Consider the following 16,793-nt stretch of genomic DNA (forward strand, 5'->3'; position numbering starts at 1 on the left):
CCCCCCAAAACGGAATCAGCTCAAAGAGGGACGAGAATGGCTAGTTCCCTCTCGCGTAGTCTCCAGGCATGCGCTTCTGCATCGCGTTTGCTAACTGCTTCTGGCGTTTGGTGAGCAGCGCTTCAATTTCGTGATGAGTTTGTGCGCTGATTGCGTGGATTTGTGGCGCCAGGTCCTGCCATGAGAGTGTCGGATTCTTATCGAGCAGCGCTTGAATCTTCTCGTGGTGCTCCTCCAGCAGCGGTTTGATGTTTTTTTGCTGTGTCGGAGTGAGTTCGAGATCTTTCGTTAGATGGTCGAGTTCCTGTTGCACCGTTCGCGGACTCCGCTTCCGCTCTGTGCCCTCTTCCCTGTCCTCCGTTCCCTGATTCGTCCGGGACAGATCCTGCGCCAGCATGTCATGCCAGGCGCTCAGCACTTCGAATTGCATTTGCGCCAATTGATATTGCTCCGCAGTTATCTGCTGTCCTTGATCACTCGTGAGCTGCCCGCTATGTACTGCGTTGGCAATCGCGGCCACCTCGTCACCAAACCTCTGGGTAATGGCAGACATTTCTGCTTCATAATCATGCAACAACTCGCTCGGCCCCCGAGGTACACCGCTTGGGACGCCGAGAACATTGCTGACTTCCCTACTCTCCATTCCAGAAGCCGGTGCGGCGATGGCAGCGGTCTCAAGATTGTCATCGCCGGAGGTGGTCCGCGCGGATAATGTGAGTGCAGAGATAGAGATTAATGAGAACACGATGAGGATCAACCTGACTTTCATTTACTCGCTTTCTTTTCTTCCATCTGTGTTGCGAAGTTCTAAATAAGTAGACGAGGAGCGAAGCCTCTTTTGTGTAAATTTGACGTAAGGATGTGTTAAGAGGACCATCGCTCGCTGACTGCGTCGACGTTGAGACTGTCCCACTAACCCTTGGGCTGTCCCTGGCATCCAACACCGCAGATATGGAGGAACATACTATGGCCAAAGATCCCGTATGTGGAATGGATGTCAACGAGAGCCAGGCGAAAGCTAAGTCGCAGTACAACGGCCAGACTTATTACTTCTGTTCAGACGGCTGTAAACAGAAGTTCGACGCAAATCCGCAGCAGTTCGCCAGGAAAACAGCATAGCCGGAACTCCCTGAAGTCAAGCGAAGCTGTCAGCACGTCCTCTACTCCAGCCCACCGATTGCGTGGGCTGAATTTTTGCTTCTAGAGCATTCCAGGCATTAAGTGCGCCTGCCGCGAGTTGTCTGCATGCAGCAGCAGCAACTTCACCTACCTGCTACCGCAGGCGGTTCCGCTCATATCGGCGTAGCAGCTCTGCCAACTGCTTCTTTTCTGCCTGCGAACGGCTCTTCAGTCTCTGGAGCAATGGGAGCCAGCGGCCTCGGATTTTTGCTCCTGCGGCAAGTAGCGTCTCGAACACCGCAGCGAAGTCGGTGTCGGGGGCACCGTGCTCGAAGCCCCACGCGGCGTGTTCCAGAACGGTCCCACCCCATTGATTGATCTCTTCCAGAGGAGCGCCGCGATCGAGTAACAATTTGACGATGCTCAGGTGTCCACCTCCCGCGGCCCAGTGCAGCGCGGTTGCGCCGCTGTCAGCGCGATCAAGCAGGTCGGCGCCGTGATTCAGGAGATATAGGACTGTGTCTTCGCGGCCGTACATGCAGGCCCAGAGAAATGCTTTCTGCAACTGTTGTTTCGTTGCGCGCGCGTCGAGTTTGTCGTCGCAATCGAAATAGGACTTCACCACGTCGATTCGGCCGAGTCCGGCGGCGCTCTCAAGATCGAGTTGTGCGCCTTGGGCAGCGAGAAATTCTGCCGCACGTGGGCGTCCGTTTGCTAGACAAGCGGTCAATGCTGTGTGCTGATTGCCTGCGAGATTTGGCTTTTCGATCGCGGCGCCGTGGTCGAGTAAAAGCTGCAGCAGCGCGTCCTGCACCCCGGCAACTTCGGGATGAACGCTTGTGGCTGCCAGCCCGAGGGTCGTGCATCCGCCGCGGTAAACATCGGCTTCGGCGTCCACTTCGGCGCCGGATTTGAGCAGATGTTCGGCAATCTCTACGATGTTCTTCGGTGTCTTCTGCCGGTATCCTTCAACGCCATTTGCTGAGGTGTAATGGAGAAGCGTGGCGTGATGCTCGCGCGTGGAGCGCTGCAGTACCAACTTGGGATTTTCCCGCAGAAGCCGCTTGAGTGTCGGCACATCGCCCGCGACGATGGCGTCGGCTGCCTCTTCGAATTGCGCTACCGGCGTGCTCCTTCGCGAGAGTTGCTCAATGTGCTCGGCGAGCCTGGGCCAGCTTCTGAAGCCATGCGAACGGGCAATCACGAGTTGCGCGCTGGTTAAGCTGCAACGTCTTTTCTCAGAAAGCAGTTTGAGAGTGGCGAATTCTGTGACTCCGTCACTCCAGCTTCGGCTTTGCGCCGGCAGGTTCGGAGCAACTTCGATCTGGCTGAGACGGACAAGATGGCCGATCCATCCCGAAACGAACTCGCGCAATGCTGCGCGGTTGCCGGCTTTGCAGACCCTCACCAACTCTTTCGCGAGTTTTTTGTACTGTTCGAGATTGGGCCGTGAGGGGAGCGGAAGAGAGTCCTGAGGGTTGGGAAACATACGAATCTCCTCTCATCGCATGCCTGGAGTCCGCACGAGTCAGGCTGAAAGAAGGTTCGTACCTTCAGTTGAGTTTCAATGGGTGGGCACTGCCCTTTCCGCGGACTGGATGCGCCCCTCGCGCTGAGAGACAGCGTAATGCGGCCATCGCAGAAAGACAAGCGTTTGGCATTTCGGCTTTAGCTATCGGCCAAGAGCAAGCGAAAGGGCGAAAAGACCAACAACTCACACAGATGAACGCGAATGTTAGGCGTTCACGCAAATCTTTGGGAGGCGCACAGCGAAACCAGGATCTGCGCTGATGCCAGAAATCTGCGTGCATTTGGGTGAGCGGTTGATTTGTTCCTGGCTGCCGTTACCCATTCATCCGATTACGCCGCGCTACCACAAGCAGCACTGCTTGCATCCATACCTGAGTATGAAACGTTGCGACCTGCGGGTAGTCTGGCTCCCGTTGCTGTTGGCGTTTCTGCTTGTACCCTCTTTGGGCGCGCAGCAGAGGACGGAAGCGGACTTTGTGATCCGCGACTTCTTTTTTCGCAGTGGAGAAGTACTACCTGAGCTGAAAATCCATTACGTGATTTTGGGAGTTCCACAACGGGATGCCGCTGGGCATGTCTCGAATGCGGTGCTCCTGCTGCATGGTACCGGCGGATCGTTGAATGGGTTTTTCTCGGAAAATTATTCGGTGCTCTTTCAGCGCGGTCAGGCGCTGGATTCGTCACGATACTTCATCATCATTCCCGATGGCATTGGTCATGGGCGATCGTCAAAACCGAGCGATGGGCTGCGCACGCGCTTTCCGCAGTATGACTACGCCGACATGGTTGAGGCGCAGTATCGGCTGGTGACTTTGGGATTGCACGTCGATCGTCTGAAGCTGGTAAGCGGCATCTCCATGGGCGGCATGCACGCCTGGATGTGGGCCGAGCAACATCCGGAGATGGTGGATAACTTTTTCCCGCTGGTGTGCATGCCCGTGGCGATTAGCGGCATGAATCGCCTGTGGCGCGATTTAGCTATTTATTTGATTACCAGCGATCCTGATTATCAAAGTGGGAATTACCAGTCGGAGCATGGGATCAACCAGGCGATTGCCATGTTCGAGTTATTGATGGATGCGTCCTCACTGGTGCAGAAGAACGCAGCCGACCGCGACGTGGCGGACACCTTGTACAAGATATGGATGGGGGATTCGGGCAAGAAGCGTGATGCCAATGATCTGGTGTATGCACTGGACGCCTCGCGAAATTACAATCCGGAGCCGAACCTGGAGAGAATACGGGCACGCGTAATCGCAGTAAACACGGAGGACGATTTCATCAACAACAGCGATGCGAAATTGATGGCGACGCTGATGAAGCGCGTGAGGCGTGGACGCTTTGTCCTGTTGCCGGAAAGCGCCGGTACGCATGGCCACAGCAGCGGTGGAGATCCGTCGTTGTGGAAACAATACCTCGAGGAATTAATGCGGTAAGCAGGCAATAGGCAATACGCGATAGGCAAGGGCAACCCAGGAATACCCGTGCCGGTTTGCGCTCGCGTTCTTTAGAATCGGCTTTCATGGCTGAGCTGAGATTCCGAAGAGAAGCAGTTAGGGGTGCAACTGCGCTTTTTCTCATCGTCAGCTTGTTTCGCTTTCATGGCTCAGTGTTCGCGGCTTCAGGGCCTCCCACGTTCTACAGAGATGTTCTTCCGATACTGCAGCAGCATTGCCAGGTGTGCCATCGCGCGGGCCAGATTGGGCCGATGCCACTCGTCACCTTTACGCAGGCCCATGAATACGCGCAAAAGATGAAGCACATGACAGGCATGAAGATGATGCCTCCCTGGTTCGCTGATCCGCGCTTTGGGGATTTTTCCAACGACAATTCGCTCACATCGGAGCAGATCGCCTCGATTGCGTCCTGGGCCGATTCGGGCGCGCCTGCCGGCAATCCCAACGATGCTCCGCCGGCTCCGCATTGGACTCACGGCTGGAACATTCCCAAACCGGACCTGGTGATCGGAATGCCGAAACCGGTGACGATTCCGGCGCATGGCGATGTCGAGTATACGTATGAGATCGTGCCTACCAGATTCACCGAGGATAAATGGGTGCAAGCTTCGGAGATTCGTCCCATGAGCCGGGAGCATGTGCATCATGCGGTTGTGTACATTCGCCCGCCAAACTCGAAATGGCTCCGGAAGGCGCCGATCGGACATCCATTCTCGGCATCGGACATGACGACCGGCGAGGATGTTCGGCAGGCGCTGTTCACCGATAGCGACATGTTGCTTGTCTATGCTCCTGGCAGTTCACCTGACCACTGGCCGGATGGGATGGCGAAGTGTATTCCTGCCGGATCAGACCTCGTCTTCCAGATGCACTACACGACAAACGGCAACGCCGTGACTGATCAAACAAGTATCGGATTGGTCTTTGCGAAGCAGCCGCCGAAGCAGCGCGTGCTGACTCTGCAGCTGGCTAACCACAGTTTTGTGATTCCTCCTGAAGCCGACAACTTTCGCGTGGAGGTTTTTGGCACGCTGCCGAATGATGCCATCCTGCTGAGCTTCTTCCCTCACATGCATCTTCGTGGCAAGCGCTTTGAGTACGACATCGTGAACCCTGACACGATTGAGACGCTGCTTCGCGTGAACTACCACTTCCATTGGCAGATGAGCTACAAACTCGCGCAACCAAGGTTCCTGAAAGCAGGCACGAAGCTGCAGGCAATCGCGTGGTTCGACAACTCCCGTAACAATCCTCACAATCCCGATCCGGAGCAGACCGTGCGCTGGGGTGGGCAGACCTACGAAGAGATGATGGTCGGCTTCTTCGATCTTGCAGTGCCAGCGAACCTCGACAAGTGGCAATACTTTGTGCGCAGCGAGCCAACCCGCTGATTCCGCATTTCAGTCAATAGGCCCCGCCCTTAAAGCTGTCACAATGACAGGCTCTAAGCGATACGCGTGGACTAACCTGTCGAGGCGGGACAAAACTCCCCAGCACATAATTCTCCGCAACTTCAGCCTTAAATTCGCGTCTATACGATTAAGAAAAGGAACAAGACCAGCAACTCTCGATTGACGTGTTCGAGGGGGACCCATTTGTGCGTCGCAACGGCGAGGTCGCACGTCTAAACTGACAGATGCTCCTGCGTAATACTTACAACCCACTTTTGTCCCGAGCTGCTCCACAGCTCCGCTCTGCCATTCTCTTCAGCTGCTTGGCTTTGTTGACCTCCTTTTGCACGCCCCCCGCGCATGCTCAGCGTGGCGAAAGCAATTTGGTCAAGGACGCTCCCTCTGGGATCTCAGTGGACGAGATCATTCGCCGGTTCGCGGCCAAGGAGAAGGAATTTCAGGCCGCGCGGGCTCACTACACCTATCGCCAATCGAACATTATTCAGACTCTGGATGGCGCCGGTGTCGATGGTGAGTACCGGCAGGACTGGGACGTAAATTTCGACAGTCATGGGAAGAGGTCGATTGCAGTGACTTACGCACCAGCCCCGACGCTGACGCGCATCTCGATGACTAACGAAGATACCAATGACCTGCAGAACGTCATGCCCTTCGTGCTCACGACCGATGAGATTCCCGACTACAACATTCTCTACGTCGGACAGCAGCGCGAGGACGAGCTGCAAACATACGTCTTCGACATTTCTCCGAAGCAGATCGACAAGAATCATCGACGCTTTGAAGGCCGCATTTGGGTCGACAACCACGATTTCCAGATCGTGAAGACGTACGGCAAATCTGTCCCCGATCTGCACAGCGGCAAAGACGAAAACCTCTTTCCTCGTTTCACTACCTACCGCGAGCAAATCGACAACGTGTACTGGTTCCCCACTTACACGACGGCGAGAGACACGCTGCACTTCAAGGGAGGCGATGTCGATATTCGGATAATCATTAAGTACACGGATTACAAACGTTTCGGCTCGGAAACGAAGATCCTCTACGACGGGAAGCAGATTCCGGATTCAACGCCTCAACCCAAGTGACGCGGCAAGAATCCGGAGAGATTCCCCAAATCAAAATCTTCGCAAATGTTTGCGCCCGGATAGAATCATCCTCGGATGATAGAACTTCAGGGTCGCGGCGACTTCTTCGCTTCATCGCACTGTTCAAATTAAAACAATCCTGCTGATCGCTACCGGCATTGACGCGCTCTGCGGTTCAGGGAAGGGCACGGATTTATCCCCGTCTATGGAGTCCGCTCGGCTTCGTTCTGTCCGGAGCAGCCATCGCTCAGCACCGACCCTGCCTCAGCACCGAACCTGCCTCAACACCGAACATAGTTCGGTGCTACCACGAGTCAAGATTATGAGTCAACGAGAAATGTCATTTTGGAACTCAGGCGGCTGCGGGAGAGTGCTCGTCGCAAGCACCCGACGCTGGCGCGAGCAACGGATGCGAATTTCACAATTCACTGCTTATTCACTGTTATTCACTGTTCTTGGTGGCGGGGAAAAATTAGGAATTTCGATAATGCCCGACGCAGCAGAGGGTTGCACGGAATCGTCCGTTGCTCGCCGCCCTCTTGTGAAAAAATTCGCTGTTAAATTCGCTGATAAATTCGCTGTTCCGCGCGCACCAGTGAATTACGCCAGGTTCAAGCTGCATCCGTTGCTCTACCGACAACTCATCCACTTCATTGACATAAACCTGATGCAGTCGGCGGAGAATATGGTCGCAAGTATCACCTTGATCCTGGAAATCACCATGTCGCGCTGGCGCTCGAGCCCACCGCAAACGTCACTCCGCGCCAGCTCCACGAGTTGGGGGTCGTGGCCTTCATCTACGCGGCGCTGTTTCTCTTGGAAGGGATAGGTTTGTGGACGCTAAGACGCTGGGGAGAGTGGCTCACCGTAATCATCACCGGCTCGCTGCTGCCGTTTGAGATTCACCAGCTTTGCCGTCCCCCCTCATGGGCGAAACTAGCGATACTGGCGCTCAATTCTTGGATATCTGGTGCGCAGGCTGAGAAAAGGTCGATGATGCGCTCGCACGCAGATTCAAAGTGGTCACTGAGCAGGTGAGAAAGACCGAGTAAAGATGATTTGTGCAACATCTCTACTCGGTTTCCCATTTTGCAACTCAGAAAATGATTTTTGCCGCCAGTTGCATATTGAAGGCTTCACCCGGTCCGATTCCCGGCGCGCCGTTGAAGTCACCGATCGTGTCGTTCACCAAACCTGACGAGTAATCCACCGACCCGGGGCCAGAGGCAAGATTGATCCGATTAAAGAGATTAAACATCTCCGCTCGGAGCTGTACTTTCACCCGTTCCCGAACCGGAATCGTCTTGAGTACAGAAAGATCGACGCTTCCATAGCCCGGGCCGTGGAATTTATTGCGGCCAACGGGTTTGCCTCCAGCGCAGGAATTCGTAGCGCTACGAACACAGAACGCCGCGGGATTAATCCACACAGTTCCTCCGTTTGCCGCCGAGAACTTGTGATCAAGTCCAGCAAATGGATCCTTCAGCAGGTAAAAGAACTGCGTAGTCGGATCAAACGGGGATGAGGAATCTCCGAGTGGCAATGTTTGGTCGAAGGGCTGCCCAGTGTGGAAGTTGGTCAAGCTGCTCACCTCCCAGCCGTGCGTCAGAATCCTTGGGCCGTGTGAAGAGCCAGGAATCTGATAGTCGAAATTCAACGAAAAAAGATGCCGCGTATCAAAATCACCGTTGCCGTAATCGACTTTGATACTGCGCAAATCATCCGCAATCGTTGCGCGATATTCGCTGATCTCGTCGAGTGCGTGTGCCCAGGTGTAGCTCGCTTGAGAGCTTAGGCCGTGAAAGTTGCGAAGTCTGACTGTGGTCTGAAGTGCATTATAGTTGGATGTGCCGACGCTGTTGAGCTGAATAATGGAGCCGAAATTCGGGAACGCATTGTATTGGTTGATGTTGGAGACAATATTCAGCTTTCGTGACTGACTGCCAACATACCCAACCTGCACAACTGCTGTCTGCCCAAGTCCTTTCTCGAGTTGCAGATTGTAATTAGCGAAGTGGGGCACACGGAAGTTCTGGTTTACCGAAAAGACATTCTGTCCTGGAGCGTTCGTGCACAAAGGATCGCCACACACCTTTACTCCGGGAAAGATGGAGGCCCCACCGGCCAACGCAGCATCCCAGTTGTAGGCATTTCTGGCGTACGTCGAAACAGCGGACGGTCCGATAGGATTTCCTTGCAAACCCTGCGCGGCAGTGATCGGTGGACGGAAATCCAGGAATGGATTCATGTTGATCTGATCGAAGAAGATGCCAACTCCGCCACGCACGACGAAGTCGCTCGTACCCGTGGGCTGATACGCAAAGCCCAGCCTCGGCGCAAAGTCGTTGTGGCTCGGCGGAAAAATGGAATCGATCCCAGCTCCCTGGATGAGTAACCCTTTCCCTGGAACGAATACAGCGAGGTCCTTTTTGTCACTATGCAGCGGGCCAAAGTATTCGTAGCGAAGGCCAAGATTCACGTTGAGATTGGGGGTCAGCTGCCAGGCATCCTGCCCGAAGAAATTGAAGGCGTTCACAACAACGAATCGCTCTGGATTACCCACCGCTATGGTCGACTTCACAACATCGCCGGCCATATAGTCGGCCAATGCCTTGGTAGCGGAATCGAACGCCGCGTCTGCACTCCATGGCCCCTGAGTTCCATCGAACTTAAATTGTCCAGTACCACGCCGGTGATAGAACTCATTCACGTGCGCCTGACGGACTTCTCCCCCGAATCGGAATTGGTGCCGGCCAGCGACATAGGAAACAATGTCCGTTAAGTGTCCCGTCTGATCGCTACGGCCTTCCGGAGGAGTAAGCCCGATCTGCTCAAATCCAGAGATGACAACGTTCGGAGCTCCCAGAATGGGCTGCCCGTGATCGGTGGCATCGGGACTGAGGAATAGACCGAGGGCCTTGGTATTAAAGCTGTTGTTGAAGTCGTGGAAAAGTTGGTTGAAGTAGTTAACACCGAACAGCACCTGATTCGTGAGATGCGTCGTCAAGACTGAATTTAAAACCAGTGAGTAATTGTGAACATGGAGGGGCGCAACTTCGAAATAATCTTTCAGGTTTGAGCTCGCCGTTCCCAAAGCTGTACTACTGCCGAGAGGTGCGGTCTGGCTGCCCTGTCCGCCGAACCAACGGGCCGAGAGGCGGTGCTTCTCGTTAAAGTTATGGTCCAGCTTTATCACCCCGTTATAGCTGTAACCGGTGGAAGCAATCGGGCTGAAAAAGTTATTAGGCGTCGCCGGCAAGCCGCCGATCAGATTCCGGGGCCAGAAGCCACCTGGACCAATCAGCTTTGTGGAGAGCGGGCTGGCCGTCACATTGTATTTCTTCAGAACAGCCAAGGCATTATTCACATAGGCATCTGAAGGTTCGGTGGCCAAACCTGACAACCCAATGATGTACTGCTGTTTCTCGTAGGCCACAAAAAAGAACGTCTTGTTCTTGATGACTGGGCCGCCGACAGAAAGTCCGTAGTTTTGGTTGCGAAGCTTCGGAGCTCTGGGATTACTCGCAGTGGGAATGAAGAATGGTGAATGAGCTCCATAGAACTCATTCCTATTGTAGTAATAAGCCGAACCATGCAGGCTGTTTGTTCCCGATTTGAGAACGAGGTTAACCGTCCCCCCGGCATTGCGTCCGGCTTCAGCGCCCGATTGCGTTTGTGACGAAAATTCGTCGATCGAATCAATAGGAAGTACGACGCCAGCGATGCCAGAGACGCCACCCTGGTTGACGGCAGGAATGTTGTGCCAGAAATCATTGTTGTCGACACCATCTATCTGCCAGTTCATCTGGTTAGGACGAGTCCCGTTAAGCGAACCAAAGCCGCCCACAGCGTAGCCTCCATAGCCTGGAGCTACCGCAATCAACTGCGTGAAGTCCCGTCCATTCAGCGGAGTATCTTGTACGACATCGGAGGAGATCGTCATGTTTTGCGTCGGGGTCGTTGTGTCAAGAGCGAGCGCCGCAGCGGAAACCTCGACAATTTGTGTTTCCTGTCCGAGGGCAAGCTTGATTGGCAACGTATAGATATTGCCAGCGGTTACCTCCACTTTATCTACGGTGCGTCCGGCGAAACCTGGAGCGATAACGCTCACCTTGTAGAAGCCGAGCGGAATATCCTGGAAGGCAAACTGACCCTCAGCCGTCGTCACCGTGCTGTGTTCCACGCCAGTTGCAACCTCCGTTGCCTTCACCTGGGCTCTCGGGACTACGGCTCCGCTCGGGTCAGTGACGGTGCCGTTAATTGCCCCACGAAAAGTCTGTGAATCTGCCGACATCGCAACAAAGAGCACAATCACCGTGGCCAAGATAAAACGTCGCATAACGCACTCCCTAGGTTGGAATTGGAAACAAAATCGCGCGAATGCGCGGAGACAAGTACGGCGACTCGGAAAATAAGCTGTGTACCGCATTCAGAGTCCCAGCCTCAGTTCGGAATCAAACTGAGTTCATAGCCAAAATCCCTTGGCGCAGAAACTAGGCTCGTTTCGATGACTGAAACTTTTACTCTCTAGCCACTTTTCAAGTCAAGACAATAAGTTGGATAAGTGGCATAAGCAAAGGTGACATCTACCTTGTCAGTGGACAGTTCTTGCGTAAAGCCAATGCGACTGTATACGACCGAGGGAAGAATAAACTCTAGAGAACCAACTCAGTCACAATTGTGGGTCTAATTCGGTCGTGGAGATAATTATGTCGTGAAGCTCCTATTATGGTTTGCCACTCGAAATCGAGGCGACTTCGAATATTGTGGCAATTCGGCAGTTCGTAAGTGATGGTCGAGCGCGCGTGCTGCACTTCGAACAAACCAAGCTGCCGCAGTCTTAGAAGCGGGCAGTAGCCTAACGCAGCGCTCAGTTTTCGGCGCGCTTGCGGATGAATGCGGGCACGTCGAGATCATCGCCGTCAATGCCGTTTACGCTATTGCGTACCGCCTCCAAGGAGATCGAATCTCTTACCGGCACTGACGTTCGCGATGCCGCCGACATGGTTGAACCTGCCGGTGAAGCCCCGACACCGACACCCACCGGCTCCGGCACTTCACCTGCAAATGCGTGGTCGTTCTGCAGGCGAGAGTCGACCACGGCAACCGGAGCGGATCGCTCACGTGTCGTGCTTTCTGGCGCTGGCACGTAGCTCGAAATGGCACGAGCGCTGGAAACCGCCGCGGCGGCGGCTCCCATGGAGTGCTCGCGCCGCCCCAGCTGTTCGTCTTTGAAACCGGTGGCAATGACAGTGATCTTTACGTCGTCCTTCATCTTCTCGTCGAGCACGGCACCGAAGATGATGTTGGCATCTTCATGGGCGGCGTTCTGGATGATGGTCGAGGCCTCGTTCACTTCTGCCAGCTTCAGCGAGCTTGAGCCCGTGATGTTGATGAGGATGCCGCGCGCGCCGTCGATCGCTCCAGCTTCCAGCAACGGAGAGGCAATGGCCGCTTGCGCCGCTTCGACGGCCCGGCGCTCGCCACGTCCCGTGGCAGTGCCCATGACGGCATAACCCATACCTTGCATAATCGTCTTCACGTCGGCAAAGTCGCGGTTGATGATGCCTGGAATGGTAATGATGTCAGAGATGCCCTGCACCGCCTGGCGAAGAATGTCATCGGCAACTCGAAAAGACTCGAAGAAACCTGCATTCTGCGCTACCGCGAGCAGCTTCTCGTTCGGAATCACGATGGTCGTGTCCACCGATTCGATGAGTTCATCCAAACCGCGATCGGCTTGCGACTTCCGTCGTTTGCCTTCGAATGCAAATGGCTTGGTCACCACAGCGACAGTGAGGGCACCCATTTCACTGGCCAAGGAGGCGATAATCGGAGCCGCGCCCGTGCCCGTGCCGCCGCCGAGCCCGGCAGTGACGAACACCATGTCCGCACCTTCGAGCGCCTCGATGATTTGATGGGCGTCCTCGAGCGCTGCCTTCCTCCCCACTTCGGGATTCGCTCCCGCGCCTAGTCCGCTGGTCAGCTTTATGCCGAGCTGAATCTTGACTGACGCCTGCGACATCTGCAGCGCCTGAAGATCAGTATTCGCCACCAGGAATTCAACGCCTTCCACTTTGGCGTTGATCATGCGGTTCACGGCATTACCGCCGCCGCCGCCCACGCCGATCACCTTGATCTTCGCGTTGTTGCGTGGATCCTCATTGAAGCTAATGCGGATGTCTTCGGAACTGCCTTCGGGTTTGCCTTTTGCCATTACGTCTTCTCCCTTCAGACCTAGGTTGTTTCCGACAGTGCCGTCCGCAGTAGCGGATCGGCGAAGTCGGCTGCATCCACCTGCTACCGCGGGCGGTACTGACTGACCTCATTGCTCTCATGCTCCGACAAATAACGTCCTGAGCCTTGCCTTGAGAGTCTGTTGCTCCTCCTTAACTCGGCCTACGCGGGCGCGATGTGTGTACATCAGCAAGCCAACACTACTGGCGAAGTCGGTTAGCGCCAGGCTCGTCGGCATTCGCGGAATGCCGTTCACGTGTCCAAGGCGAGCTGGACAACGCAAGACCTGTTCCGCGATCTCACAGATGGCAGGGAGGCGCGAAGCGCCGCCGATCAGGACGCAACCTGCGCCCAGTCCTTCAAACACTCTGGCTTGGCGAAGTTGATCGCGCAGCATTTCAAACAATTCGCGCCCGCGAGGCTCCAAAATCTCTGCCAAAGTCCGTTGCGACATCAGGCGCGCTGGGCGCTCGCCTACAGATGGCACCTCGATTTCGTGCCCCTCAGGGATACTGGTCACTACGGCGGAGCCGAACATTCGCTTGATTTTGTCAGCCTCAGCGAGCGGTGTTCGCATGCCAACTGCGACGTCATTCGTGAAGTGATCGCCGCCAATTGGGACCACGCCGGTATGGGCAATGGCTCCCTCATAGAAGACGACAACTTCAGTCGACCCAGCGCCAATGTCGATAAGACAGACGCCGAGTTCGCGCTCATCGGCATCGAGCGTAGCGTCGGCGCAGGCCAGCGGCTCGAAGACGATATCGTCAACGTGAATGCCCGCCTTATTGGCGGCAGTCACTAGATTTTGCGCAGCTCCCGTAGCACCGGTCACGACGTGCGCGTTTACCTCGAGCCGCATGCCGATCATTCCGATGGGATCCTGAATGCTGCCTTGCTCATCGACAATGAACTCCTGCGGCAAGAGATGAATCGTCTGTCTATCTGGAGGAAGGGAAACCGATCGTGCCCGCTCCACTGCCTGGCGAACATCGTCGCGATTAATCTCTCGCGGTCGTGAGCCGAGATTGATCCCTCCCCGGCTGTTGAATCCACGGATATGAGGACCGCCAATACCAATCGTCGCGCGCTCGATCGGCATCTGAGCAGCAGCCTCAGCCTGTTCCACAGCGCGCTGGATTGATGCTGTTGCTTTGTCGAGCTCGACAATGACTCCTTTGCGCGAGCCCCTGGAGTCGGCGATGCCGTGCCCGCGATAACGCAAACCAGCGTCAGTCACTTCCCCAACCAGGACGCAGGTCTTCAGAGTGCCTACGTCAAGAATGCAGATCGTGTTGTTGCTTACCTTTGCCATGCTAAGAACCCGATTTCATGACGATTTCGATTGACCACCATCACCGCCTTGCTCCGCGTCTCCGTATCTCCGTGCTGAAATTTCTGGTCGCCGCCTGTTGACCGCCGTCTGGGTTCACGATGATCTGTCCCTCGTAGCGCAGATCGACTGAATCGAGCTTTTGGAATTGCTGCCGCCATCCCGCTGCATGTGAAAGATAAATCTTGAACCGCGACAGAAATTGGTCGCTCCCTAGATGGACGAGGACGGCTCCTGCAGGATCGGCTACCGTCACTTTCATATCCTCGGGATCGCTCACATCAACTTCGCTTACATCGTTGGAATAATGGTTCCCTCCCGCGTCCAGATCATTCATCAGCTGCGAACACATCTTCATCTGCGCGCCCCGAGCCGAGAGCGGATCGGAGTCGTTCAACCCGAACACAACCGGAAATGAATAGTGCGACTTCCGTGTAGGCTCCATGATCACGCCGTGAGCGTCCACGAGATGAATTCGGCCGTTGATACGAGCAAACGCTACTGGAGTGCGCTCCTGAACTTCGACAGAGATACGGTTCGGCAGCAGACGCATCACACTCGCTGATTCAATCCAGGGAATCTCTTCGAGCTGTTTTTTGCGCTGCTCCAGTGGAATGAAGAAAACGTTGCGCCCCATATCACCTCCGAGCACTTCCATAACCTGCGAGCGCGGCACCTTCTCCAGCCCGCTGATAGTTATGTTGTCGCTCGAAAGCACACGAAAGCGCCAGCTTCGCGTTCCGTAGCGATAGACGGCACCATACGCGAGAGCCGCAACCGAGAATATGGCGAGCATGCCGAGCGCAATTCGTATTCGGCCTGCAGTCTTCTTCGGGAGCGCGCCCTTGCGCACCACAACCCGGCGAACTGCGCGGCGAAATTGTGGTGCAGGATTGGTTTCGGCAAGAGACGACTTCGCATCGAACTCCGAACTGAGTTCGTCGTCGCCAACGGGAGCGACATCGACGCGAGTGGAAAGATCCAACTCTTTATACTGAACGTCGTTTCGCGGCATTAATCGAATTTCAGAAAATCGCCGTACTCGCAACTATAACCGCAAATGGCGAAATTTCAGAGCAGGAAATCGAGGCTGGAGAAAGTTTTTTGAATTGAGTTTTCGGCAGATCGGGTCATCGAATGATCGGGTGATCGGGTGATCGGACTTCGTCGGATGAACTCATGGAAGGATCACCCGATTTGTGAAGGGCAGTTCTCTTCTCGAGCTCTCGCAAGACCAATGGCCCCACTTGATGCACGCTGCCGGCACCGAGCGTCAGGACGAGATCTCCGTTCTTTGCATGAGAGACAGCCTGACTTGCAGCTTCAGCAAATGAAGCCACGTATTCAAATTGTTTTCCAGTAGAAACTATGCGCTTCACCAGTGCCTGTGCCGTAATTCCAGGAATGGGCTCTTCGCTGGCCGCATAGATATCGAGCAGTTGAAGCGTGTCGGCGTTTTCGAAAGCGGTCGCGAATTCTTCGGCTAGATCGCGCGTTCGGGTATAGCGATGCGGCTGGAAGATAACGTGAATCTTGTCGAATCCGCATTGCCGCGCTGCTGCAAGTGTTGCTCGAATTTCGGTTGGATGGTGCCCGTAGTCGTCGACCACACTTACTCCGCCGATTTTGCCTTTAAACTGAAAGCGGCGATCTACGCCGCGAAATTCTGCCAGCGCCTCCGCGATCTTCGCCACAGGGATATCGAGTCCAATTCCCGCCGCAACCGCGGCAGTTGCATTTAGTACGTTATGGTGGCCGGGTACTCGGAGATCAAATTCTCCGAGCTTCTTTCCGCGGTTCACGACTTCGAATCGGCTGTGTGGGCGTCCATCTTCGGAGCGGCAACGGTCGTCCAGCAATTGGGCGCAAAATGCCGAGGCGTCGCTCGTCCCATACGTGATCACGCGACGCTCCAGTCGTGGAAACAACCCACTCAGGCGCTCGTCGTCCTGGCAGGCAATGACTACACCATAAAAGGGAACCCGATTCATGAAATCGACGAACGCCTGCTCCACATCATCCATATCGCGATAGCAATCCATGTGCTCGCGATCGACGTTCGTAACGATCGACAAAATCGGCGAGAGCTTCAAAAACGACCTGTCGCTCTCATCGGCTTCGGCAACCAGGTATTGCGACTTTCCCAGCCGCGCGTTCGATCCCATGGCATCAACGCGGCCGCCGACAACGACGGTAGGATCCAGTCCGCCTGCCGCCAGCACAGCGGCAACCATCGACGTTGTTGTGGTCTTGCCGTGCATGCCGGCGATAGCGATTCCATATTTCAAGCGCATGAGTTCGGCAAGCATCTCGGCTCGGGGAATCACTGGTATGTGCTGCGCTCGGGCAGCCTGAATCTCTGGATTGTCGCGCGTGACGGCAGAGGTCGTGACAACTGCTTCGGAGCCGGTGATGTTCTCCGGACGATGCCCAATAAAGACGATGGCCCCCAGACTTGCGAGGCGCTGCGTCACGGACGACTCGCGCAAATCTGAACCCGAGATCTTGTATCCCAGATTAAGCAGTACCTCGGCGATACCGCTCATACCGATACCGCCAATGCCTACGAAATGAATGCGCTGAACTTTGGCGAACATGCTAGAAACCAAGTTGCAGAGAA

General features: G+C 55.2%; 13 protein-coding genes. 5 read left to right on the plus strand and 8 right to left on the minus strand.

Features of this window, described 5'->3' with window-relative positions; all coding sequences use genetic code 11:
* Positions 1-40 precede the first annotated feature (40 nt).
* Positions 41-769, minus strand: coding sequence for a hypothetical protein (locus DMG62_07590; GenBank protein ID PYY23520.1), 729 nt, complete (start codon positions 767-769; stop codon positions 41-43).
* A 197-nt stretch (positions 770-966) separates the two neighbouring features.
* Here DMG62_07590 and DMG62_07595 point away from each other — a divergent pair, with 197 nt between their 5' ends.
* Complete coding sequence (locus tag DMG62_07595) at positions 967-1,119, plus strand: hypothetical protein (protein PYY23521.1); 153 nt, start codon at positions 967-969, stop codon at positions 1,117-1,119.
* 154 nt (positions 1,120-1,273) lie between these two features.
* Here the strand turns inward: DMG62_07595 and DMG62_07600 are convergent, their stop codons facing one another.
* Positions 1,274-2,608, minus strand: coding sequence for a hypothetical protein (locus tag DMG62_07600; protein ID PYY23522.1), 1,335 nt, complete (start codon positions 2,606-2,608; stop codon positions 1,274-1,276).
* Positions 2,609-2,909: 301 nt separating this feature from the next.
* Here DMG62_07600 and DMG62_07605 point away from each other — a divergent pair, with 301 nt between their 5' ends.
* From DMG62_07605 to DMG62_07615, 3 genes are all read left to right on the plus strand, one after another.
* Positions 2,910-4,085 carry a hypothetical protein gene (locus tag DMG62_07605; protein PYY23523.1) on the plus strand — a complete coding sequence of 392 codons (1,176 nt, stop codon included), beginning with the start codon at positions 2,910-2,912 and terminating at the stop codon, positions 4,083-4,085.
* A 272-nt stretch (positions 4,086-4,357) separates the two neighbouring features.
* Entirely contained in the window at positions 4,358-5,497 is a 1,140-nt protein-coding gene (locus DMG62_07610) for a thiol-disulfide isomerase (GenBank protein ID PYY23637.1), read from the plus strand.
* 245 nt (positions 5,498-5,742) lie between these two features.
* Positions 5,743-6,603, plus strand: coding sequence for a hypothetical protein (locus tag DMG62_07615; GenBank protein PYY23524.1), 861 nt, complete (start codon positions 5,743-5,745; stop codon positions 6,601-6,603).
* 472 nt (positions 6,604-7,075) lie between these two features.
* On the opposite strand, the gene DMG62_07620 is transcribed toward DMG62_07615, so the two are convergent.
* Positions 7,076-7,354: a hypothetical protein gene (locus tag DMG62_07620; protein PYY23525.1), complete on the minus strand. Its 279-nt coding sequence runs from the start codon at positions 7,352-7,354 to the stop codon at positions 7,076-7,078.
* Here DMG62_07620 and DMG62_07625 point away from each other — a divergent pair.
* On the plus strand, positions 7,333-7,641 hold the full coding sequence (locus DMG62_07625) for a hypothetical protein (protein PYY23526.1): 309 nt from the start codon (positions 7,333-7,335) through the stop codon (positions 7,639-7,641). The two genes, DMG62_07620 and DMG62_07625, sit on opposite strands and share 22 nt — an antisense overlap.
* Before the next feature lie 58 nt (positions 7,642-7,699).
* On the opposite strand, the gene DMG62_07630 is transcribed toward DMG62_07625, so the two are convergent.
* From DMG62_07630 to DMG62_07650, 5 genes are all read right to left on the minus strand, one after another.
* Positions 7,700-11,032 carry a TonB-dependent receptor gene (locus tag DMG62_07630; protein ID PYY23527.1) on the minus strand — a complete coding sequence of 1,111 codons (3,333 nt, stop codon included), beginning with the start codon at positions 11,030-11,032 and terminating at the stop codon, positions 7,700-7,702.
* A 441-nt stretch (positions 11,033-11,473) separates the two neighbouring features.
* On the minus strand, positions 11,474-12,820 hold the full coding sequence (locus DMG62_07635) for a cell division protein FtsZ (protein ID PYY23528.1): 1,347 nt from the start codon (positions 12,818-12,820) through the stop codon (positions 11,474-11,476).
* 117 nt (positions 12,821-12,937) lie between these two features.
* Positions 12,938-14,155 (minus strand): cell division protein FtsA, encoded by a 1,218-nt coding sequence (gene ftsA / locus DMG62_07640; protein ID PYY23529.1) that lies wholly within the window; start codon positions 14,153-14,155, stop codon positions 12,938-12,940.
* Positions 14,156-14,195: 40 nt separating this feature from the next.
* Positions 14,196-15,188: a peptide ABC transporter permease gene (locus tag DMG62_07645; GenBank protein PYY23530.1), complete on the minus strand. Its 993-nt coding sequence runs from the start codon at positions 15,186-15,188 to the stop codon at positions 14,196-14,198.
* A gap of 115 nt (positions 15,189-15,303) precedes the next feature.
* Entirely contained in the window at positions 15,304-16,770 is a 1,467-nt protein-coding gene (locus DMG62_07650) for a UDP-N-acetylmuramate--L-alanine ligase (GenBank protein ID PYY23531.1), read from the minus strand.
* Positions 16,771-16,793 lie beyond the last annotated feature (23 nt).

The organism is Acidobacteriota bacterium (assembly GCA_003225175.1).
Classification (GTDB): Bacteria; Acidobacteriota; Terriglobia; order Terriglobales; family Acidobacteriaceae; genus Gp1-AA112.

Excerpts from the sequence above, each read along its gene's own strand:
- DMG62_07590 (PYY23520.1), bottom strand. The coding sequence starts at position 769 with ATGAAAGTCAGGTTGATCCTCATCGTGTTCTCATTAATCTCTATCTCT.
- DMG62_07595 (PYY23521.1), top strand. The coding sequence starts at position 967 with ATGGCCAAAGATCCCGTATGTGGAATGGATGTCAACGAGAGCCAGGCG.
- DMG62_07600 (PYY23522.1), bottom strand. The coding sequence starts at position 2,608 with ATGTTTCCCAACCCTCAGGACTCTCTTCCGCTCCCCTCACGGCCCAAT.
- DMG62_07605 (PYY23523.1), top strand. The coding sequence starts at position 2,910 with ATGCCAGAAATCTGCGTGCATTTGGGTGAGCGGTTGATTTGTTCCTGG.
- DMG62_07610 (PYY23637.1), top strand. The coding sequence starts at position 4,358 with ATGCCACTCGTCACCTTTACGCAGGCCCATGAATACGCGCAAAAGATG.
- DMG62_07615 (PYY23524.1), top strand. The coding sequence starts at position 5,743 with ATGCTCCTGCGTAATACTTACAACCCACTTTTGTCCCGAGCTGCTCCA.
- DMG62_07630 (PYY23527.1), bottom strand. The coding sequence starts at position 11,032 with ATGCGGTACACAGCTTATTTTCCGAGTCGCCGTACTTGTCTCCGCGCA.
- DMG62_07635 (PYY23528.1), bottom strand. The coding sequence starts at position 12,820 with ATGGCAAAAGGCAAACCCGAAGGCAGTTCCGAAGACATCCGCATTAGC.
- ftsA (PYY23529.1), bottom strand. The coding sequence starts at position 14,155 with ATGGCAAAGGTAAGCAACAACACGATCTGCATTCTTGACGTAGGCACT.
- DMG62_07645 (PYY23530.1), bottom strand. The coding sequence starts at position 15,188 with ATGCCGCGAAACGACGTTCAGTATAAAGAGTTGGATCTTTCCACTCGC.
- DMG62_07650 (PYY23531.1), bottom strand. The coding sequence starts at position 16,770 with ATGTTCGCCAAAGTTCAGCGCATTCATTTCGTAGGCATTGGCGGTATC.